16 protein-coding genes are annotated in these 20325 nt (G+C 70.5%); 7 read left to right on the forward strand and 9 right to left on the reverse strand.

What is annotated here, in order from left to right:
- Positions 1-67 precede the first annotated feature (67 nt).
- A complete protein-coding gene (secA, locus tag ACIQPT_RS28525) occupies positions 68-2887 on the reverse strand; it encodes a preprotein translocase subunit SecA (RefSeq protein ID WP_401159905.1) in 2820 nt (939 codons plus the stop codon).
- A 240-nt stretch (positions 2888-3127) separates the two neighbouring features.
- Here secA and ACIQPT_RS28530 point away from each other — a divergent pair, with 240 nt between their 5' ends.
- Together ACIQPT_RS28530 and ACIQPT_RS28535 are read left to right on the forward strand one after the other, a co-directional pair.
- A complete protein-coding gene (locus ACIQPT_RS28530; RefSeq protein ID WP_401159907.1) occupies positions 3128-3736 on the forward strand; it encodes a GNAT family N-acetyltransferase in 609 nt (202 codons plus the stop codon).
- Positions 3737-3803: 67 nt separating this feature from the next.
- Complete coding sequence (locus ACIQPT_RS28535) at positions 3804-4991, forward strand: winged helix-turn-helix domain-containing protein (protein ID WP_401159909.1); 1188 nt, start codon at positions 3804-3806, stop codon at positions 4989-4991.
- Between the two features lie 54 nt (positions 4992-5045).
- Here ACIQPT_RS28535 and ACIQPT_RS28540 read toward each other — a convergent pair whose 3' ends face one another.
- The 7 genes from ACIQPT_RS28540 to mtnA form a co-directional block, all read right to left on the reverse strand.
- Positions 5046-5801, reverse strand: a complete 756-nt coding sequence (locus ACIQPT_RS28540; protein ID WP_401159911.1) for a response regulator — start codon at positions 5799-5801, stop codon at positions 5046-5048.
- A gap of 183 nt (positions 5802-5984) precedes the next feature.
- Positions 5985-6674 (reverse strand): ribosome hibernation-promoting factor, HPF/YfiA family, encoded by a 690-nt coding sequence (gene hpf, locus ACIQPT_RS28545; RefSeq protein WP_401159940.1) that lies wholly within the window; start codon positions 6672-6674, stop codon positions 5985-5987.
- A 327-nt stretch (positions 6675-7001) separates the two neighbouring features.
- A complete protein-coding gene (locus ACIQPT_RS28550) occupies positions 7002-7760 on the reverse strand; it encodes a ComF family protein (protein WP_401159913.1) in 759 nt (252 codons plus the stop codon).
- A 97-nt stretch (positions 7761-7857) separates the two neighbouring features.
- Positions 7858-9687 (reverse strand): LpqB family beta-propeller domain-containing protein, encoded by a 1830-nt coding sequence (locus ACIQPT_RS28555; RefSeq protein ID WP_401159942.1) that lies wholly within the window; start codon positions 9685-9687, stop codon positions 7858-7860.
- Between the two features lie 34 nt (positions 9688-9721).
- Positions 9722-11761, reverse strand: coding sequence for an MtrAB system histidine kinase MtrB (gene mtrB / locus ACIQPT_RS28560; protein WP_401159915.1), 2040 nt, complete (start codon positions 11759-11761; stop codon positions 9722-9724).
- A 1-nt stretch (position 11762) separates the two neighbouring features.
- On the reverse strand, positions 11763-12452 hold the full coding sequence (gene mtrA / locus ACIQPT_RS28565; protein ID WP_007448372.1) for a two-component system response regulator MtrA: 690 nt from the start codon (positions 12450-12452) through the stop codon (positions 11763-11765).
- 4 nt (positions 12453-12456) lie between these two features.
- Positions 12457-13599: an S-methyl-5-thioribose-1-phosphate isomerase gene (gene mtnA, locus ACIQPT_RS28570; RefSeq protein ID WP_401159919.1), complete on the reverse strand. Its 1143-nt coding sequence runs from the start codon at positions 13597-13599 to the stop codon at positions 12457-12459.
- A gap of 152 nt (positions 13600-13751) precedes the next feature.
- Here mtnA and ACIQPT_RS28575 point away from each other — a divergent pair, with 152 nt between their 5' ends.
- Genes ACIQPT_RS28575 through ACIQPT_RS28595 form a run of 5 tightly spaced genes read left to right on the forward strand, consistent with a single transcriptional unit; the run spans position 13752 to position 19244 of the window.
- Positions 13752-14963: a hypothetical protein gene (locus ACIQPT_RS28575; protein WP_401159921.1), complete on the forward strand. Its 1212-nt coding sequence runs from the start codon at positions 13752-13754 to the stop codon at positions 14961-14963.
- A gap of 4 nt (positions 14964-14967) precedes the next feature.
- Positions 14968-15657 carry a DUF4129 domain-containing protein gene (locus tag ACIQPT_RS28580; protein WP_401159923.1) on the forward strand — a complete coding sequence of 230 codons (690 nt, stop codon included), beginning with the start codon at positions 14968-14970 and terminating at the stop codon, positions 15655-15657.
- A complete protein-coding gene (locus ACIQPT_RS28585) occupies positions 15654-16904 on the forward strand; it encodes a DUF4350 domain-containing protein (protein ID WP_401159925.1) in 1251 nt (416 codons plus the stop codon). The genes ACIQPT_RS28580 and ACIQPT_RS28585 overlap by 4 nt, the downstream gene beginning before the upstream one ends.
- Positions 16901-17920, forward strand: coding sequence for an AAA family ATPase (locus ACIQPT_RS28590; protein ID WP_401159927.1), 1020 nt, complete (start codon positions 16901-16903; stop codon positions 17918-17920). Before ACIQPT_RS28585 ends, ACIQPT_RS28590 begins: the two co-directional genes overlap by 4 nt.
- 10 nt (positions 17921-17930) lie before the next feature.
- Positions 17931-19244: a DUF58 domain-containing protein gene (locus tag ACIQPT_RS28595; protein WP_401159928.1), complete on the forward strand. Its 1314-nt coding sequence runs from the start codon at positions 17931-17933 to the stop codon at positions 19242-19244.
- A gap of 16 nt (positions 19245-19260) precedes the next feature.
- Here the strand turns inward: ACIQPT_RS28595 and ACIQPT_RS28600 are convergent, their stop codons facing one another.
- Positions 19261-20115, reverse strand: coding sequence for an IS5 family transposase (locus ACIQPT_RS28600; RefSeq protein WP_401159930.1), 855 nt, complete (start codon positions 20113-20115; stop codon positions 19261-19263).
- Between the last annotated feature and the right edge of the window lie 210 nt (positions 20116-20325).

The raw sequence follows: 20325 nt of genomic DNA on the forward strand, positions 1-20325 counted from the left end.
CCGGCGAACGCGGCAGGGGCCGGACACCACGTGGTGTCCGGCCCCTGCCGGGGTACTGCGCCTGCTGCTACTTCTTGCGACGGCGACCGCCGCCGCCACCGCTCTTCTGGGCCTTGCGGCGCTCCGCACGCGTCATGCCGTCCGAGGAACCGGACCGCGCACCGTCGTCGTCATTGGCGAAGTCGCCCTCGACGACACCGCCCTCACCGTCCACCGTGGGAGCGGAGAAGTGGAGCCGGTCCGGCCGCTGCGGGGCCTCCAGGCCCTTGGCGCGGATCTGCGGGGCGGCGGCTGCGCTCTCCTTCTCCAGCGAGGTGCGCTCGGCGCCGTCCTGCACCGGAACCTCCTCGACCTGCTGCTCGACCTGGACCTCCAGGTTGAACAGGTAGCCGACGGACTCCTCCTTGATGCCCTCCATCATGGCGTTGAACATGTCGAAGCCCTCGCGCTGGTACTCGACCAGCGGGTCCTTCTGCGCCATGGCCCGCAGGCCGATGCCCTCCTGGAGGTAGTCCATCTCGTAGAGGTGCTCGCGCCACTTGCGGTCGAGCACCGAGAGGACGACCCGTCGCTCCAGCTCACGCATGATGTCGGAGCCGAGGGTGGCCTCGCGCTCCTCGTACTGCTCGTGGATGTCGTTCTTGACCGACTCGGCGATGAACTCGGCGGTGACGCCCGCCAGGTCCCCGGCCGCGTCCTCCAGCTCCTCGACGGTGACCTTCACCGGGTAGAGCTGCTTGAAGGCGCCCCACAGCCGGTCCAGGTCCCACTCCTCGGCGAAGCCCTCGGCGGTCTCCTGCCGGATGTAGTCGTCGATCGTGTCGTCCATGAAGTGCCGGATCTGGTCCTGGAGGTCCTCGCCCTCCAGAACGCGGCGGCGCTCCCCGTAGATGACCTCGCGCTGCCGGTTGAGCACCTCGTCGTACTTCAGGACGTTCTTACGCGTCTCGAAGTTCTGCTGCTCGACCTGCGACTGGGCGGAGGCGATGGCGCGGGTGACCATCTTGTTCTCGATCGGGACGTCGTCCGGAACGTTCGCCATCGACATGACGCGCTCGACCATCTGGGCCTTGAACAGGCGCATCAGGTCGTCGCCCAGCGACAGGTAGAAACGGGACTCGCCCGGGTCGCCCTGACGGCCGGAACGACCGCGCAGCTGGTTGTCGATACGGCGCGACTCGTGGCGCTCGGTGCCGAGCACGTAGAGCCCGCCGAGGTCCTTGACCTCTTCGAACTCCGCCTGCACGGCCAGCTCGGCCTGCTCCAGCGCGGCGGGCAGCGCGGCCGCCCACTCCTCGACGTTCTCCACCGGGTCGAGGCCGCGCTGGCGCAGCTCCGCCTCGGCGAGGTCGTCCGGGTTGCCACCGAGCTTGATGTCGGTGCCTCGGCCGGCCATGTTCGTCGCGACGGTGACGGCGCCCTTGCGGCCCGCCTGGGCGACGATCGTCGCCTCCCGGTCGTGCTGCTTGGCGTTGAGGACCTCGTGCTGGACACCGCGCTTGGAAAGCTGCTGCGAGAGGTACTCGGACTTCTCGACCGAGGTGGTGCCGACCAGGATCGGCTGGCCCTTCTCGTGCTTCTCGGCGATGTCGTCGACGACCGCGGCGAACTTGGCGACCTCGGTGCGGTAGATCAGGTCCGACTGGTCGGCGCGGACCATCGGCCGGTTCGTCGGGATCGGCACCACGCCGAGCTTGTAGATCTGGTGGAACTCGGCGGCCTCGGTCATCGCCGTACCGGTCATGCCGGAGAGCTTGTCGTAGAGGCGGAAGAAGTTCTGCAGGGTGATCGTGGCGAGGGTCTGGTTCTCGTCCTTGATGTCCACCCCTTCCTTCGCCTCGATCGCCTGGTGCATGCCCTCGTTGTAGCGGCGGCCGGCGAGGATACGGCCGGTGTGCTCGTCGACGATCATGACTTCGCCGTCGATGACGACGTAGTCCTTGTCCTTCTTGAACAGTTCCTTGGCCTTGATGGCGTTGTTCAGATAGCCGACGAGCGGGGTGTTCACCGACTCGTAGAGGTTGTCGATGCCGAGCCAGTCCTCGACCTTGGCGACACCCGTCTCGTGGATGGCCACGGTCCGCTTCTTCTCGTCGACCTCGTAGTCGCCGGTCTCCTCGATGCCCTTGAGCTGGTTGCCCGCCTCACCCTTGGTGAGACGCGTGACCAGCTTGGCGAAGTCGCCGTACCACTTGGTGGCCTGGTCGGCCGGGCCGGAGATGATCAGCGGCGTACGGGCCTCGTCGACGAGGATCGAGTCGACCTCGTCGACCACGGCGAAGTTGTGGCCGCGCTGGACGAGCTCGTCCTTGGACCACGCCATGTTGTCGCGGAGGTAGTCGAAGCCGAACTCGTTGTTCGTGCCGTACGTGATGTCGCAGGCGTACTGCTCACGGCGCTGTGCCGGGGTCATATTGGCGACGATGCAGCCGACGGACAGGCCGAGGAACTTGTGGACCCGGCCCATCAGCTCGGAGTCGCGCTCGGCGAGGTAGTCGTTGACCGTGATCAGGTGCACGCCCTTGCCGGAGAGCGCGTTCAAATAGGTGGGCAGGGTGCCGACGAGGGTCTTGCCCTCACCGGTCTTCATCTCGGCCACATAGCCGAGGTGCAGGGCGGCTCCGCCCATCATCTGTACGTCGTAGTGGCGCTGTCCGAGGACGCGCTTCGCGGCCTCACGGACCGTGGCGAACGCTTCGGGAAGCAGGTCGTCCAGGCTCTCGCCGTCCGCGTACCGTTCCTTGTACTCGTCGGTGAGCGCCCGCAGCTCGGCGTCGGAGAGGTTGACGAAGTCCTCTTCGATGGAGCTGACCTGGTCCGCGATGCGGTGCAGTTTGCGCAGGATCTTGCCTTCGCCTGCACGCATGAGCTTGTTGAAGACGGACACTGAGGCTGGTCTCCTTGCCGGTCGGGCCTGGCACTGGGTCGTGTAATGGACTCTGGCGCGGGCACGGCAGGTGGGCCCCACCGCAACGGCCATCGTAAGCGAGGACACCACCGCGTCGGGAGGGCTGCCGTCGCGTGGACCTCGCCGCACCCTTATAGGACAACGGTCCAAACGCGCGGAAGGTGCCGGGAAGCCCCAAAAGTGCTCGCATCACGGGAGCGGGCTCACGAGAATCGGCCCATGGAGCCGATCACTCTCACCACGGAACGACTGCTCCTGCGGCCCTTCGGTCCGCAGGACACGTACCGGGTGCACGCCGCCTGTCAGGACCCGGACATCCAGCGCTGGACGGTGATCCCCTCCCCGTACCGCCTCACCGACGCGGAACTGTTCACCACGAAGCTCTCCCCGGCGGGCTGGCAGGACGACTCCTCCTACGGCTTCGCCCTGGTCCTGCCGGAGACCGGGACGCTCGCCGGGGCGCTCGGCATCGACCGGCGCAGCCGGCCCGGGACGTACGAGGTGGGCTACTGGTCCGCCAAGGAGCACCGCGGCCGCGGATACGTCACCGAGGCGGTGCTCGGCTCCGCCCGCTGGGCCTTCGCCTCGCTCGGGGCGGACCGGCTGGAGTGGCGGGCCGAGATCGGCAACCTGGCCTCGCGGGCCGTCGCCCTGCGGGCCGGGTTCCGGCTGGAGGGCGAGCAGCGGTCCGGGCTGCTGAACAAGGGGGTGCGGCGCGACGCCTGGACGGCGGCCCTGATCCCGTCCGACCTGGGGCTCACGGGCACCCACCCGTACGTCCCCGAGCGGCACGCCCCGCGGTCCGGCGGAAGCCCGGAATCCGGATGACGGCCCACGTGATCGGCGGGCGGAATCCGGGGCGGGACTGTCAGTGGTGCCGTCTAGGGTTCCCCGTATGACGCCTGTGCCTCCTCCCGCAGTCGAACTCTCCGCCGACCAGGCCCGCCGCATCGCGCTGCGCGCCCAGGGCTTCCTGGGGGCTCCGGACCGCCGGGCGGGGGTGCCGGGGGTGCTGCGCCACCTCGGCGCCGTCCAGCTGGACACGATCTCGGTGCTGGCCCGCTCGCACGAGCTGATCCCCTATGCCCGGCTCGGCCCGGTGAACCGCCGGACGGTGGAGGAGGCCTACTGGTCGGGCGGCCGGTCCTTCGAGTACTGGTCGCACGCCGCGTGCATCCTGCCCGTCGAGGAGTGGCCGCACTTCGCGTTCCGCCGCCGCGCCTACCGCGCCCGCCCCCACTGGCACCACGATCTGCCCGACGGCGCGTACGACACCGTGATCAAGCAGCTGCGCGACGAGGGCCCGCTGACGGCGACCGAGCTGGGCGGCGCGAAGAACGGCGGCGAGTGGTGGGACTGGTCGGCGTCCAAGGTCGCCGTCGAGCGGGCCCTGATGTACGGCGAGGTGGTGTGCACCGAGCGGCGCGGCTGGAAGCGGGTCTACGACCTGGCCGAGCGCGCCATTCCGGACGCCCTGCTGCACGACGAGCTGAGCGACGACGAGTGCCGGAGGCGGCTGGTCGCGCTGGCGGGCACGTCGCTCGGCGTCGGCACCCGCAGTGACATCGCGGACTACCACCGGCTGAAGGGCGAGGAGTTCGACGCCGTGGTGGCGGACTCGGGCCTGGTCCCGGTCGTGGTGGAGGGCTGGGCGAAGCCGGCCTGGGCGGACCCGGAGGCCCTGGCGAAGGAGCCTCGCGGACGCCACCGTACGACGCTGTTGTCACCGTTCGACTCCCTGATCTGGGAGCGGGCGCGTACGGAGCGGATCTTCGACTTCACGCACCGGCTGGAGGCCTATGTGCCCAAGCAGAAGCGGATCCACGGCTATTTCGCGATGCCGTTGCTGGCGGGCGGGAAGCTCCAGGGCCGGGTCGACCCGGCGCGCGAGGGGACCACGCTGGTCGCCCGGCAGGCATCGCTGGCGGGCCCGAAGGCGGTGGTCCCGATGGCCGAGGCCCTGGTGGAGGCGGCGGCCTGGGTGGGCTGCACGGACATCCGGGTGGACCGGGTGGACGCCCCGGAGCTGCGCGAGCCGCTCAGGACGGAGATCGGCCACGCCTTCCAGCGCGCCTACCGCTGACCGGGCCGGGTCCGGGGCCGGAGCGGGAGCAGGGGCGGGAGCCGGGGCCGTCCGCTACCTGATCTCCAGGATCTTCTCGCGCATGGCGTAGACCACGGCTTCCATCCGGGAGTGCAGCTGCAGTTTCTCCAGAATATTGCGGACGTGGTTCTTCACCGTGTTCTCGGAAATGAACAGCTCCTTGGCGATATCCCGGTTGTTCATGCCGGTCGCCACGAGCTTCAGCACCTCCAGCTCGCGTTCGGTGAGCCGGGGCGCCGGGACGAGCCGTCGTTCGTCGGTGCGCTGGATCATCGATTTGAACTCGGTGAGCAGCTTGGAGGCCATGGAGGGGCTGATCTGGGACTGCCCGTCGGCGACCGCGCGAATGGCCGTGGCGACCTCGTCGGTGGAGATCTCCTTGAGGAGATATCCGGTCGCACCCGCCTTGATCGCCTCGTAGAGATCGGCCTCCTCGTCGCTGATCGTCAACATGATGATCTTCGCGCTGGGGGCCACCTCCTTGATGGCGGTGCAGGCCTCGATGCCACCGCGCTTGGGCATCCGGACATCCATCAGAACGATGTCGGGCAGCAGGTCGGCGGCCTTGTCGACCGCCTCGGAGCCGTCCCCGGCCTCGCCGATGACCTGGATGTCCTCCTCCTGCGCGAGGACGATCTCCAGACCCCTGCGGAAGAGCGCGTGGTCATCGACCACGAGGACCCTGATGGGCTCCTTGCGTGAAGCGCCGTCCGCGACCGTGCCGGAATACCCACCGGTGTCGTCGTCGGAGTCATTCGCATCGCGCACGGGCCCGAAGGTGTCCGCCATCGTTCCTCCCCCTGAAGGCCACGGCCTGAAGTGTCGGTCGTTCGCCAACGGCACTTCACAGAACACCGATTGGCTCGGGCCGCCATGATTCCATGCCCGAGCCCCGGCACGGTGGCCCTGTGCCCGTGCGCGGGTGCCCCCGGTGGCGCGAAAACGCCCCGGGGGCACCTCGACGATGTGGCCTCAGCCGCCGAGCGCACCGCCCGCGCCGCCTGCTTCGTCCGCGGCGAGCGGGTCGGTCCTCAGGTGGATGACGCCGTAGTCGTAGGCGTGTCGCCGGTAGACGACGCTGGGCTCCTTCGTCTCGGAGTCGACGAACAAGTAGAAGTCGTGACCGACCAGTTCCATCTCGTAGAGCGCCTGGTCGAGCGACATGGGTGCGGCGGTGTGGGTCTTCTCGCGCATCACGAGCGGCCCTTCGCCCTGTACTTCGAGCGAGCCGATCTTCGTGGTGGGGACGGGCGCCGGCGTCTGGTCGCCGACCAGCTCACCGTCCTCGTCGAACGAAGCGACGCCGGGGACCACGTCCCCGACCTCGGCAGCCGACAGACGGCCGTTGCCACGGCGGCTGTAGCGCTTGTCGTGCTGCTTGCGCAGCCGGGCCTCCAGCTTTCCGGTGGCCAGGTCGAGCGCTGCGTAAGGGTCGCCCGCCGCCGCTTCCGCCCGGATGACCGGTCCCCGGGAGCGGAGCGTGATCTCCACCCGGTCGGAACGGTCGGCCTGACGGGGATTCGGCTCCTTGGACACCTCGACGTCGAGGCTGATCACCTTGCCGTCGAACTTCTGGATCTTGTCCAGCTTCAGCTTCTCGGCCACGTGCTTGCGGAACCGCTCGGGCACCTCGGTCTTGCGGCCCTTGACGACGATGTCCACGCAGAACTCCGTTCCCGGATCGCCCCGCTCCATGGCGGAGCATCTCCCTTTTGCACCAGGCCCCGGAGATCACCAGGGCCTCGGACTCGGTGGCTTTCGCCTCCTCCTCCCCCGCCGGAAGGGTCGCAACCCCACCGACTTTGCGTGCTTCTCCTACCGGTGAGTTACCTGCCCGAAACCTGATGGTGCATTCATCGAGGTCCGGCATTCACCGTTCCTCACAACCGAACATAGCCTGCACACCAGGGTCTCGGCACCCGCTACTGACACGTACCTCCGTTCAGGGGGTATTGCCCTCTCATTACCTGCAACGATGCAAGTTCTCGGTCAGTTCCGGTTTATTTCGAAGGCGGAGGGAGAGGCCGCGACGACCGCCGCCCGGCACCCTCCGTGCACGAAGGGCTCCCGACCGGTGCCGCACGCCTCCCCGACGGCCCGTGCCGCCTCCGCCAGCGTCGATCCCGTCGTCAACAGATCGTCGACCAGGATCACCCTGCCGTGCCGGAGAGGCCCGTGCCCGAGCAGACCGTGCCGGACCAGCCGCTCGCCCCCCGCGGTGAGTTCCAGCGCGCCGGCCAGATTCGCCCTCCGCTGCCGCGCCCCGAGCCCCGACTGGTCGGCGACCGCGCGCCGCTGCCGCAACAGCGGAAGCACCTGGGCCGGACGGCCACGGCGGCGCAGGTCCCGCGCGGCCGTGGCGGCGATCCTGCGCACCGGGTCGTGGCCGCGTGCCGCGGTCGAGGAGCGCGCGGAGGGCACGGGGACCAGCAGCAGGGGGCCCGCACCGCCCGACTGCCCCGTCCCGGCCCGTACACAACCCGCCAGGGCCCGTCCGAGTGCCCCCGCCAGTCCGAGTGCCCCGCGCTCCTTGTGGGCCAGCAGAACCGCGCGTACGGCGTTCTCGTACGGCGCGGCCGCGTACACCGCCGGGAGCCCCGGGGGCCGGGGCGAGGGCCGGACCCGGCGGGCCTGCGCACCGTGCAACGCGGCCCCGCAGGCCGGGCACAGCTCGGTGCGCGGTCTGCCGCAGCCGGCGCAGCTCACCGGCAGGAGCAGACCGGACAGCTCGTGCCACGCGTTCCGCATGGCTCCACAGTGCCGGGGCCCCGAAGACCGGGCCACCCCTGTGGATAACCTCTGTGGGCCCCCCGGGCGGCCCGGCGGAGCCCGGCCTGCTCGCGGATCAGCCGGGGTAGACCAACGACGTGCCCTGCTTGAGAACCGTCTGCCAGTTGTCGCCCGGCGAGAGCTTCACTATGCCGTCGCCGACGGTCTCAGCCATCAGCGGAAGCAGCTCGTCGTCCGCCGCTGCGACCGACTGGACCTGGTTCACCCCGGGCAGCGCCCCGGAGGCCGACGTGGAACCGTCCGCCTGTACGTAACGCACCTGCTGGACACCGCCCGCCTCCTTGCCGACCACCACCAGACGGCTGCGTCCCGACCAGGAGATGGCCGTCACGTCCGCGAGCTGCGGTGCGGCCTGGCGCAGGTCCTCGACCGAGATCTCGGGCGCCACCGCGGACCCCCGGCGCTCGACCCGGCCGATCTTCAGCGTCGTATGGCCGTCCTTCGTCAGCAGCAGAGCGATCCGCACCCCGTCCGCGGACATCCGCAGCTCCTCGATCCGGGCGCCGTCGAGGCCCGGCACCCGGACCTCCTGCGGGTCGCCCGCTCCCCCGGCCAGCCGAAGCAGCCGGGAACCGGCCGGATCCCGGTCGGCGACCCACAGGTCGCCGCGGCCGTCCCAGCTCGGCGGCGACAGCCGGTCGGCGGCCTTCTTCGCCGCGCTGGTGACGAGGGGCTCGGCCAGCTCGCCGTCCGCCCCCAGGGACGCCACATAGAGGTTCTGCCCGTTGGCGGAGACCGCGGCGGCCCGCTGTTCGTCCCGGGCCACCCCGACGGCGCCCATCGGGACGGCGCCCGCGCCGAGGGGTCCGGTCACGGGCTCGGGCGTGCCGGTGCCTTGGGTGGCGCCGGGGATCCGCTCCACCTGGCCCTTGTCGTTGATGAAGTACTGGCTGTCGGCCCCGTCGGAGCCGTGGTCGGCGGAGAAATCCGGCGCGTCGTCGGCGTCCAGCGCGCAGAGCACGCCCTTGCCGCCCTCCAGCTCCACCCGTCCGACCCGTGCCGAGGTCAGGTCCCGGAGCGTGAACAGCACCTGCGCGGCCATCATCCGGCAGGCGCTCCGGCCGGCCCTGTCGGCCTTGTCGTTGAGCGGCACCTTCAGGACGTTCTGATCGTTCGGCGGCAGCGCGATGACGCCCTTGCGCAGGGCGGTCCCCGTCGGGAACCGGGAGTCGACCACGGGCCGCAGCCAGTTCGTCGGCCCGGCGAGCAAGGTCCTGATGGTCTGGGTGGCGGTGTCCATGCGCGTGACCGGATCCGTACGGTTGCGTACGTAGACGGGGTCCGCGACGAGCGTCGACTGCCCGTTCGTGCGCCCGGTGGCGAAGTAGTACTTGTTCACGGAGCGGTAGAGCCGCTTGAAGTCGGACTGCCCGAGGACCAGGCCGTCCGGCACGACGTCGATGCGCCACTCCTGCTTGCCCTCCGCCACCTTCTCCAGCACCAGGTGCAGGGTCTGGGAGTAGTCGGTGGGCGCGAGCGGCCGGTAGGAACTCTGGGCGTCGACCGCCGCCACCTTCTCGCCGGTCAGCGTGTAGGTCGTCTCCCTGTCCCGGGTGGCCCGGTTGTCCTCGTCGTGGAGCAGGGGGCCGCTGCGGTTGGGGGCCTGGGCGAGCACCGTGGTGCCCCCGCCCGGCTGCCAGGTCCGCCGGGCGTCGGCGCTCAGATACTTCCGCGTGGTCGCGAACGCGGGATCGTCGCTGGTCATCGACTCCAGGAAGCCGTCGACGATCTCGCTGGGCGGGGCGCCGTCCCGGGGCGCCACCGCGTACACCTGCACCTGGGAGTCCCCGGGCTGCGAGGCGTCGACCGCCTTGACGTCCCCGGTCACCGGCATCGAGCCGCATCCGGCCAGTACGACGATGCCGCAGCCCAGCAGCGCGGTCATCCGCACCGCCCGTCCGTGGCCGCCCGGACGGCGGTCAGTACCCACGAGTGGTGTCCTCCTGGTCGGAATTCTGTACGCCGTTGCTCACACGCCCACCGGGACGCTCCTGGGCCGGGCGCGCCACGACACGTGCTCCGTTGCCGGGCAGCGCGGCGGGGTGCACCGACGAGGGGGCGCCGCTACGGACGGCGGGGCCGCGACCGGGCACGGGCAGCGGCGCACGCTCGCCGGCCCCGGGCTGCGACGGCACGGACATCAGCCGGTGGTCGTCCACCGCACCCGCCCCGGCCTCCTCGCGCTCCCGGTTGTCCCGGTTGCGCCGCGAGTCCTCGGGCTCCAGCGGTATCGGCGAACCGCGCAGGGGCTCGTCCGCCGTACGCGGCAGGGTCAGCCTGAACTGGGAACCGCCGCCCGGCTCGCCCCAGGCCTGGAGCCAGCCGCCGTGCAGCCGGGCGTCCTCCACGGCGATCGAGAGGCCGAGCCCCGTCCCGCCGGTCGTCCGGGCCCGCGCCGGGTCGGCACGCCAGAACCGGTTGAAGACCCGGGTCGCCTCGCCGGGCTTGAGCCCGACCCCGTAGTCCCGGACGGCCACGGCGACCGCGCCCTGTGCCACGCCCATCCGCACCACGACGTCCCGGCCCTCACCGTGCTCGACGGCGTTGACCACGAGATTGCGCAGGACGCGTTCGACGCGGCGGGCATCGGCCTCGGCTATCACCGGCTGGTCGTCACCGATCACGAGAATCCGGCTGCCCTTGCGCTCGGCGAGCGGCTCGGCGCCGCCGATCACCCGGTGCACCACGGCCCGCAGGTCTATCGGCTCGGCCTCCAGAGCCGCGGCGCCCGCGTCGAAGCGGCTGATCTCCAGCAGATCGGCGAGCAGCGACTCGAACCGGTCGAGCTGGTCGCCCAGCAGTTCCGCGGAGCGCGCGGTGACGGGGTCGAAGTCGGCACGCGCCTCGTGGATGACATCGGCGGCCATCCTGACCGTCGTGAGGGGGGTCCGCAGCTCGTGCGAGACGTCGGAGACGAAGCGCCGCTGCATCCGGGAGAGCTCCTCCAGCTGCTGGATCTTCAGCTGGAGGTTCTGGGCCATCTTGTTGAAGGCCTCACCGAGCCGGGCGATGTCGTCCTCGCCGGTGACCTTCATCCGTTCCTGGAGCTTGCCGGCGGAGAGCCGCTCGGCGATGCCGGCCGCCATCCGCACCGGTGTGACGACCTGCCGCACCACAAACCAGGCGATGGCCCCGAGCAGCACGACGACGAACAGCCCGGCGGTCGCCAGGGTCGTCTTGACCAGCGTCAGGGACTTCTCCTCCTGCGCGAGCGGGAAGAGGTAATAGAGCTCGTAGGGATGCTGGTCGATGTCGTAGAGCCGCTTGCCGACGACGAGCCCCGGCTGTGACTCCTTGCTGTACGAGTACCGGATCATGGAGTACGTCTGGAACGCGCCCTGCCCCTTGCCCACCTCCTGCCGCAGGCGCTCGGGCACGCTGGCCGCCTCGACGCTGCCCGAACCGCGCGCGGCACGGCTGCTCGCGCCCTCGGTCACCGAGTCCACGCTGAGCGCCACCACGTTGAAGGCGTTCTTGCCGCCGCTGGCGAGCTGGTCGACGAGCTCGGTGCGCCAGGAGGTACTGCCGGTCACGCCGTCGGCGCCCCCGCTCCCCTGTCCGTCGGGGGCGAGAGGGGCGTTCGCCTTCTCCTGGGCCGCGGCGAAACCGCCGGCGGCCTGGGTCTGGGCAGCCTTGCCCTTGGCGTCGAGCAGTCCGTTGCGGACCTGCCCGATGACGACGAAGCCGAGCAGCAGCACGACCCCGATCGACATCAGCAGCGTGCCCGCGACGACGCGGAGCTGCAGGTTCCGCCGCCACAGCCGGACGGCGGGCAGCAACGGTCGGCGTACCCACCGCATCAGCAACCGCGGTACGGGCCCGCCGGGCGTCCGGTCCTCGAACAGCCGGCCGCCCTGCAGGAAACGGCTCATACGTGGTGCCTTCCGTCCCGGGCCGGCAGCCCGCTCCGTACGGACTCCCGGCTCACCGGGCCCCGGAGCAGCGCTGCCTCCGGCCATCTCAGCTCGGTCCGGCCTTGTAGCCGACGCCTCGGACCGTCACGACGATCTCCGGCCGTTCCGGGTCCTTCTCGACCTTGGAACGCAGACGCTGGACATGCACATTCACCAGGCGGGTGTCGGCCGCGTGGCGGTAACCCCACACCTGCTCCAGCAGGACCTCACGGGTGAAGACCTGCCACGGCTTGCGGGCGAGCGCGACCAGCAGGTCGAACTCCAGCGGAGTCAGGGCGATGGACTGCCCCTCACGCTTCACGGAGTGGCCGGCCACATCGATGACCAGGTCACCGATGGTCAACTGCTCCGGCGCGGGCTCTTCGGACCGCCGCAGACGTGCCCTGATCCGGGCAACCAACTCCTTAGGTTTGAACGGCTTGACGATGTAGTCGTCGGCCCCTGATTCCAGGCCGACCACGACATCGACGGTGTCGCTCTTGGCAGTGAGCATGACGATCGGCACACCGGACTCGGCCCTGATCAGCCTGCACACCTCGATGCCGTCCCTTCCGGGCAGCATGAGGTCGAGCAGCACCAGGTCCGGCTTGGCCTCACGAAATGCGGCCAGTGCCTTGTCGCCGTCCGCTACGAACGACGGCTCGAAACCTTCTCCACGCAGCACAATCCCGAGCATCTCGGCCAGTGCGGTGTCGTCGTCGACGACAAGGACGCGTCCCTTCATAATCGACATCATCCCATTAGCTAATCGTTACCTGCGATGACCTGGCACACAGCTCTGCCAGTCCGACCCCCGTGACCGGGGAAATTGCGCCCTCCTCGGTGACGATCGCCGTGATCAGTTCCGGCGGTGTGACGTCGAAGGCCGGGTTGTACGCCGGGGCCCCGAGGGGTGCGACGACCATCCCGCCTCCGCCGCCGACCGATACACCCTGTAGCGATGTGAGCTCCGTCACTTCCTTCCCGGAACGCTGCTCGACGATGATCGATGTGCCGTCCGGGGTCTCCAGATCCACGGTCGTCGTCGGCGCCACCACGATGAAGGGCACGTGGTGGTACTTCGCGAGCACGGCCAGCGGATAGCTCCCCACCTTGTTGGCCACCGAGCCGTCCGCGGCGATGCGGTCCGCCCCGATGAGCACCGCGTCGACCTCCCCCGCCGCGAACAGGGACCCCGCCGCATTGTCCGTGAGCAGGCTGTACGCCAGACCGTTGCGCGCCGCCTCGTACGCGGTCAGCCGGGCCCCCTGGAGCAGCGGCCGCGTCTCGTCCACCCACAGGCGTCGCAGCCGCCCCTTCCGGTGCACCCGCAACGCCACGGCGAACGCCGTCCCCTCGCCCCCGGAGACCAGCGCCCCCGTGTTGCAGTGGGTCAGCAGCTGATACCCGCGGCCGGGCAGCAGTTCCTCCAGCAGCGCCTCGCCGTACTCCGCCATGCGCCTGCTGGCCCGGGCGTCCTCCCGGTGCAGGGCCCGCGCCTCGGCCAGCGCGGCCGCGGCGGCCACCTCGTCCCCCTGCCCCTTTCCGGCGGCCTCCCAGTAGGCCGCCGCCACCCGCCGCACCCCGTAACCGAGGTTCACCGCGGTGGGCCGCGCCCCCTCCAGCAAGCCGGCCGCCTCCGCCACGTCGTAGCCCCGTGCCGCGGCGAGCGCCACCCCGTAGCCCCCGGCGATCCCGAGGAGCGGAGCCCCTCGTACCGCCAGCGTCCGTATCGCCTGCACCAGCGCGGGAACATCGGTGCACACCAGCTCGGCTTCCTCGGCGGGCAGCCTCGTCTGGTCGAGAAGCACCAGCACGGGACCTTCCGGAGGTTCGTCCCAGCGGAGTACGGAAAGCGCGGGAGGCTCGATGCCCACCGGCGATTGCGCGTCCTGATCAGCCATCCGCCCAGTCTGCCCGGTGAACCGCCCGCACAGGAACGCACGCAGGAGATCGCGCGGGAGACAGAGCGGCTGGTCCGCCCCGGGCCGCCGCGTGGCACGATGGCTGCCAACCTGCCGCCCCGATGAGCGGTCAGGACGGTGAAGGAGCGAGAATGAACGACTCTCCGGGCTGGGCGTCGCCCGGATCTGCCCCCTCCGACGGCAAGGAGACGGCGATCCCCCGCCCCTCCGAACCCCAGGACGGAAGCGGCCCGACGGGGCAGTGGTCCCCCGAGCAGCCGCCCCCCGGGCAGTGGTCCCCACCGAGCAACCCCGGCAGCGGCCCGGGAGCACGGCCGCCCGCGCCCGGCTGGGGCGGTGGCCCGCACCGACAGGGCTGGGCAGGACCGCCGCCGGCCGCGAAGCCCGGCGTCATCCCGCTGCGCCCCCTGAGCCTCGGCGAAATCCTCGACGGCTCCGTCTCCGCCCTGCGCGCCCACTGGCGTACCGCCCTCGGCTTCAGCCTCGCGGTCTCGGTGGTCACCCAGATCGGCATCATCCTCATGCAGCGCTACCTGCTGCCGAGCCCGACCACCGTCGACCCGAACGCCACCGGCGCGGAGGCCCTCCGCCAGACTGCCGATTCGGCCCGCTCGACACTGTTCTCGCTGGCCCCGGCCTCCCTCGTCACCATGATCGCCACGCTTTTCACCGCGTCGATCGTCACCGTGATCATCAGCCGCTCCGTGCTGGGCCGTCCCACCACGCTCTCGGACGCCTGGGCCGAGGCCCGTCCGCGGGTCCTCCCGCTGCTCGGGCTGACCATCCTGGTGGCCCTGATCATGGCCGCGATCATGACCGTGGGCATCGGCCCCGGCCTGCTGCTGGGCTCCGAGGCCGGAGCGGCACTCGCCTTCCTCGGCTTCGCCGCCGCCTGCGTCGTGATGCTCTGGCTGAACGTCAGCTTCGCCCTCGCCGCCCCCGCACTGATGCTGGAACGGCAGAGCATCGTGGCCGCGCTGCGCAGGTCGGCGAAGCTGGTCCGCGGCGCCTGGTGGCGCACCTTCGGGGTCCTGGCCCTGACCTGGCTGCTGACCTTCCTGCTGACGTTCCTCGTCTCCATCCCGTTCACCGCTATCGCGGTGATCGCCGACGGAACCGACGTCAGCGATTTCCTCAGCAGCAGCGCCCCCTCCGCGGGCTGGCTCTTCCTGATCATCACCGGCATCGGCGAAGTGATCGTCTCGACACTGATCTACCCCTTCGTCGCCGGCGTCATGGCCCTCCTCTACATGGACCAGCGCATCCGCCGCGAAGCCCTGGACCTCGACCTCGCCCGGGCCGCGGGCCTGCCCGGCTACGACGCCGACACCCCCAGGAGCTGATGCGGTGTCGGGGGCGGGGGGCATCACCACAGCACGGCGGGACATCGCAGCGGGCGACATACCCGTGGACACTCCACGTCTTCCCGCACGGGAGGCGGCCGAGAGCGAGCTGTCCAAACCGATGTACCACGAGAACGACCCGAACTTCCTCCAGCGCGCCCTGAACCGGTTCTGGGACTGGGTCGCCGGAGTGTTCGACGCCGCCGCGGGCGCCGCCCCCGGCGGCCCGGCCGGAATCGTCGTCCTGGTCGTCATCGTCATCGGCCTCGCCGCCGCCCTCTGGTGGCGGCTCGGCACCCCGCAACGCTCCTCCCGGAGCGCGGACGCCCTCTTCGACACCGACGGCCCCCGCAGCGCGGCCCAGCACCGTGCGGCCGCCGAAACCCACGCTGTGGCTCTGCGCTGGGCCGAAGCCGTCCAGGAACGCATGCGCGCCATCGTCCGGTCCCTGGAGGAGCGGGCCCTGCTCGACCCCCGCCCCGGCCGCACCGCGGACGAAGCCGCGGCCGAAGCGGGCCGTACCCTGCCCGAACACACCGCCCGGCTGCGCGCCGCCGCCCGGAGCTTCGACGACGTGACATACGGCGGCCGCACCGCGGACCAGCCGGCATATCTGTCCCTGCGCACCCTCGACCTCGAACTCGACGAGGCAAAGCCGCTGCTGCCCGGAACCTCCCGAGGAGTCACCGGATGACCGCGGCGACCACCGCTTCCCCCACCTCGACGGCGCCCACACCCGGCCAGGTCTGGACCCGCGCCCGAGGCGTCCTGGCCGTCGTCCTCATCCTCGTCGTCGCCGGCATCACGTTCGCCGCCGTACGCTCCGGAACGAACTACGGCCAGCTCGACCCCCGCTCCGCGGACCCCAAGGGCAGCCGCGCCGTGGCCGAACTCCTCAAGGCACGCGGTATATCCGTCACCGTCGCCACCACTCTCGACGAGGCCACCGCAGCGACCAGCCCCGACACCACCCTTCTGGTCGCCGGCCCGAACCTCCTGACACGGTCGCAACAGCTCAGCCTGGACGAGGCGGCCTCCGCCTCCGCAGGCCGCACCCTGCTGATCGCCCCCGGCCCCGGAGCCACCGCCCGGCTCGCTCCCGGCGTCCTCGCCGAGCCGCAGCACGCCGTCAGTGCTCTCGCCCCGTCGTGCGAGCTCCCCGCCGCCCGCCGCGCCGGCACAGCGGACCTGGGCGGCACCCGCTACGCGACACAGGACCCGGCCGCCGTCACCTGCTACCCGAGCGCGGGACTCCCCAGCCTGGTCGTCCTCCCCACCGGGACGAGCGGCGACACGGTCATCCTCGGCTCCCCCGACTTCCTCCACAACGAGCGTCTCGACAAACAGGGCAACGCCTCGCTCGCCCTGCAACTCCTCGGCTCCCGTCCCCATCTCGTCTGGTACCTCCCCTCTCTCACAGATCCATCCGCGACAGTCGATGACAACGCCCCCGGTGACGGGAACGAAGAACAGTCGGAGGGCGGAGCAAGGGACGACGCGGCCGACGGGAGCAGCTTCCTCGACCTCGTCCCCTCCGGCTGGCTGTGGGGAACGCTTCAACTCGCCCTCGCCGCAGTGCTCGCCGCGGTCTGGCGGGCCCGCCGACTCGGCCCCCTGGTGACGGAACAGCTGCCGGTAGCCATCCGCGCGTCCGAATCCGCCGAAGGCCGCTCCCTCCTCTACCGCAAGGCCAACTCCCGCGACCGGGCCGCCGATGCCCTCCGAGCCGCCACCCGCACACGCCTCGCACCCCTCGCCGGAGTGCCCGCCCGTGATGCGCACACCCCCGACGTCCTCCTCACCGCCGTGTCCGCACGCATCACCGCCCCGGACCGCGACCTCAACACTCTGCTCTTCGGCACGGCTCCCACCACCGACGCCGCCCTGGTCCTCCTCGCCGATCAACTCGACGCCCTCGAAAGAGAGGTACGCACTTCATGAGCGCCCCGACCCCCGAGCCGGCCGTGCCCACTGCGGCCCCCGTGAAGCCCTCGGAACCGGAGCCGTCCGACAGCGCCCGCGCGTCCTTGGAGGCTCTGCGCTCCGAGATCGCCAAGGCCGTCGTCGGCCAGGACCCCGCCGTCACCGGACTCGTCGTCGCGCTGCTCTGCCGGGGTCACGTACTCATCGAGGGCGTGCCCGGCGTGGCCAAGACCCTGCTGGTCCGCGCGCTCGCCGCCTCGCTCGAACTCGACACGAAGCGGGTCCAGTTCACCCCCGACCTGATGCCCAGCGATGTCACGGGCTCACTGGTCTATGACGCGCGTACCGCCGAGTTCTCCTTCCAGCCCGGCCCCGTCTTCACCAACCTGCTGATCGCCGACGAGATCAACCGCACCCCTCCCAAGACCCAGTCCTCCCTCCTCGAGGCGATGGAGGAACGGCAGGTCACCGTCGACGGAACGCCGCGGCCACTGCCTGACCCCTTCCTCGTTGCCGCGACCCAGAACCCCGTCGAGTACGAAGGCACCTACCCCCTCCCCGAAGCCCAACTGGACCGCTTCCTGCTCAAACTGACGGTCCCGCTCCCCTCGCGGCAGGACGAGATCAACGTCCTCACCCGGCATGCCGACGGCTTCAACCCACGTGACCTCAAGGCCGCCGGGATACGGCCCGTCGCCGGACCGGCCGATCTGGAAGCGGCTCGCGAAGCCGTCGCGAAGACAACCGTCTCCCCCGAGATCGCCGGCTATGTCGTGGATATCTGCCGTGCCACGCGCGAATCCCCCTCGCTCGCCCTCGGCGTCTCCCCCCGAGGCACCACCGCACTGCTGTCGACCGCCCGCGCCTGGGCCTGGCTGACCGGCCGGGACTATGTCATCCCGGACGATGTGAAGGCCCTGGCGCTCCCCACGCTCCGTCATCGCATCCACCTGCGGCCCGAGGCGGAAATGGAAGGAGTCACCCCCGACTCCGTCATCGCCTCAGTGCTCGCCCACGTCCCCGTACCCCGATGAGGCGGTGACCATGGCCCTCACCGGACGTACCGCTCTGCTGGCCGCCCTGGGGTCACTCCCCGTAGGCATCCTCGCTCCCAGCTGGACCGGGATGCTCGCGGTCAACGCCCCGCTCTCTCTGGCAATTCTGTGTGACTACGCCCTGGCAGCGCCAGTGCGCACGCTTCGATTCACTCGATCCGGCGATACATCTGTTCGACTTGGTGACGCGGCAGACGTGCAACTCACGGTTACCAACACCTCGCGCCGACGTCTGCGCGCCCAGCTGCGGGATGCCTGGCCTCCCAGCAGCTGGACCTCAGGCACCGAACACCGCGCTTCCCGTCACACGCTGACGATTCCCGCCGGGGAACAGCGACGCCTGGTCACCGTTCTGCGCCCGACCCGGCGCGGCGAACGGCGGGCGGAACGCATCACGGTCCGCTCGTACGGCCCGCTCGGCCTCGCCGCACGCCAAGGGCAGCACCGGGCCCCGTGGACCGTACGGGTCCTGCCTCCGTTCACCAGCCGCAAGCATCTGCCGTCCCGGCTCGCCCGGCTCCGGGAACTCGACGGCCGTACCAGCGTTCTGACACGCGGTGAGGGTACGGAGTTCGACAGTCTGCGGGCCTACGTGCCCGGGGACGACACCCGCTCCATCGACTGGCGGGCCACCGCGCGCCAGTCCGCCGTAGCGGTCCGGACCTGGCGCCCCGAGCGTGACCGGCACATCCTGATCGTCCTGGATACCGGGCGCACATCCGCGGGCCGGGTGGGCGACGTTCCCCGTCTCGACGCCTCGATGGACGCCACACTCCTCCTCACCGCGCTCGCCACCCGGGCGGGCGACCGGGTGAGCCTCCTCGCCTACGACCGCCAGGTCCGGGCTCGGGTCCAAGGCCGGACGGCCACGGGAAATGTTCTGGCCACCGTCATCAACACCTTGGCCACGCTGGAACCCGAGCTCATCGAAACGGACGCCCGCGGCCTCAGCAATGCCGCCCTCACCGACGCCCCCCGCGGTTCGCTGATCGTTCTCCTCACGACGCTGGAAGCCGCCCCCATCGAGGAAGGGCTCCTCCCGGTGCTGCCTCAACTCACCCAGCGCCACACCGTGCTCCTGGCCGCGGTCTCCGACCCCCGGATCGAGGAAATGGCCCACGCCCGGGGAACCGTCGACTCGGTGTACGACGCGGCAGCCGCCGGCCAGGCCCAGGCCGACCGTCGCCGCACGGCCGACAGGCTCCGGCGCCACGGCGTTGTCGTCGTGGACGCCACTCCGGACACTCTCGCTCCCGCACTTGCCGATACGTACTTGGCCCTGAAGGCCGCGGGCCGCCTCTGAGACCGCGTTTGAGATCTCACTGGTTGGCTTGTGAGAGTCGTCGGGGGCCGGTTCGGGTTGCCGGTCGGCCGCGGGTGAGTCGGCGGACCATGATTCCGATCATCGCCCAGCGGATCATGGTCTCGGAGTGCGCGGGCTGCTGCTCGTAGTCTCGGGCGAGACGGCGGTGTGCGGTGATCCACGACAGTGTCCGCTCGACTGCCCAGCGCTTTGGCTGGACCTGGAATCCCTTCTGGCCGGGGTCCTTGCGGACGATCTCCAGCTCGAGGCCGAGGATCTTTGCCGTCCAGTCGACCAGGCGTCCGGCGAACCCCTGGTCCGCCCAGATCTTCTTCACGCCCGGGTGGTCCAGGCGGGTCCACAGCAGCGGACGCCGCGCGCCGTCACGGTCCTGGACGCTCGCGGCGACGACATGGACGGCCAGGAGCAGGCCGAGGGTGTCGGTGACGATGAACCGCTTGCGGCCCTTGACCTTCTTGCCCGCGTCGAAGCCCCTGGTCGCGGTGGGAACGGTGTCAGCTGTGCGCACGGACTGCGAGTCGATCAGCCCGGCGCTCGGTTCAGGGTCGCGGCCTTCGGCGTCGCGGACCCTCTCGCGCAGGGCATCGTGGACGCGTTCGACCGTGCCGTCGTCGTGCCACCAGGTGAAGTACCAGTACACCGTCGGCCAGGGCGGGAAGTCCTTCGGCAACTGCCGCCAGGAACAGCCGGTCCGCACCACGTAGAAGATCGCGTCCACAATCCGCCGCCGGGGATGCTTCTCCCGCCGCCCGCCCTTCGGCCCCACCCGCGCCGGCGGCAGCACCGGCTCCACCAACGCCCACTGCTCGTCCGTCAGATCCGACGGATACCCGCCCCCAGAACCAATCACGCAGTGCTCAACGACCGCCCAAGCCCACGGCTACGGCAGATCTCAAACACGGTCTGAGAGACCCGAGGAGAATCAGCCCTGCTCCAGCTGATTCTCCTCGCTATCGATCGTGTCCGGAACGCAGAAAAGCCCCGTGCCACAAGGCACGGGGCTTTCCCGGAAAAATTGTTCGGCGGCGTCCTACTCTCCCACAGGGTCCCCCCTGCAGTA

Source organism: Streptomyces sp. NPDC091289 (assembly GCF_044757365.1).
Taxonomy (GTDB): Bacteria; Actinomycetota; Actinomycetes; order Streptomycetales; family Streptomycetaceae; genus Streptomyces.

Bases quoted from the DNA above. Each gene is read 5' to 3' on its own strand.
- ACIQPT_RS28585 (WP_401159925.1), top strand. From the start codon at position 15,654: ATGACCGCGGCGACCACCGCTTCCCCCACCTCGACGGCGCCCACACCC.
- ACIQPT_RS28575 (WP_401159921.1), top strand. From the start codon at position 13,752: ATGAACGACTCTCCGGGCTGGGCGTCGCCCGGATCTGCCCCCTCCGAC.
- mtrB (WP_401159915.1), bottom strand. From the start codon at position 11,761: ATGGCCGGAGGCAGCGCTGCTCCGGGGCCCGGTGAGCCGGGAGTCCGT.
- ACIQPT_RS28590 (WP_401159927.1), top strand. From the start codon at position 16,901: ATGAGCGCCCCGACCCCCGAGCCGGCCGTGCCCACTGCGGCCCCCGTG.
- ACIQPT_RS28530 (WP_401159907.1), top strand. From the start codon at position 3,128: ATGGAGCCGATCACTCTCACCACGGAACGACTGCTCCTGCGGCCCTTC.
- ACIQPT_RS28555 (WP_401159942.1), bottom strand. From the start codon at position 9,687: ATGACCGCGCTGCTGGGCTGCGGCATCGTCGTACTGGCCGGATGCGGC.
- ACIQPT_RS28595 (WP_401159928.1), top strand. From the start codon at position 17,931: ATGGCCCTCACCGGACGTACCGCTCTGCTGGCCGCCCTGGGGTCACTC.
- ACIQPT_RS28535 (WP_401159909.1), top strand. From the start codon at position 3,804: ATGACGCCTGTGCCTCCTCCCGCAGTCGAACTCTCCGCCGACCAGGCC.
- mtnA (WP_401159919.1), bottom strand. From the start codon at position 13,599: ATGGCTGATCAGGACGCGCAATCGCCGGTGGGCATCGAGCCTCCCGCG.
- ACIQPT_RS28550 (WP_401159913.1), bottom strand. From the start codon at position 7,760: ATGCGGAACGCGTGGCACGAGCTGTCCGGTCTGCTCCTGCCGGTGAGC.
- mtrA (WP_007448372.1), bottom strand. From the start codon at position 12,452: ATGATGTCGATTATGAAGGGACGCGTCCTTGTCGTCGACGACGACACC.
- ACIQPT_RS28540 (WP_401159911.1), bottom strand. From the start codon at position 5,801: ATGGCGGACACCTTCGGGCCCGTGCGCGATGCGAATGACTCCGACGAC.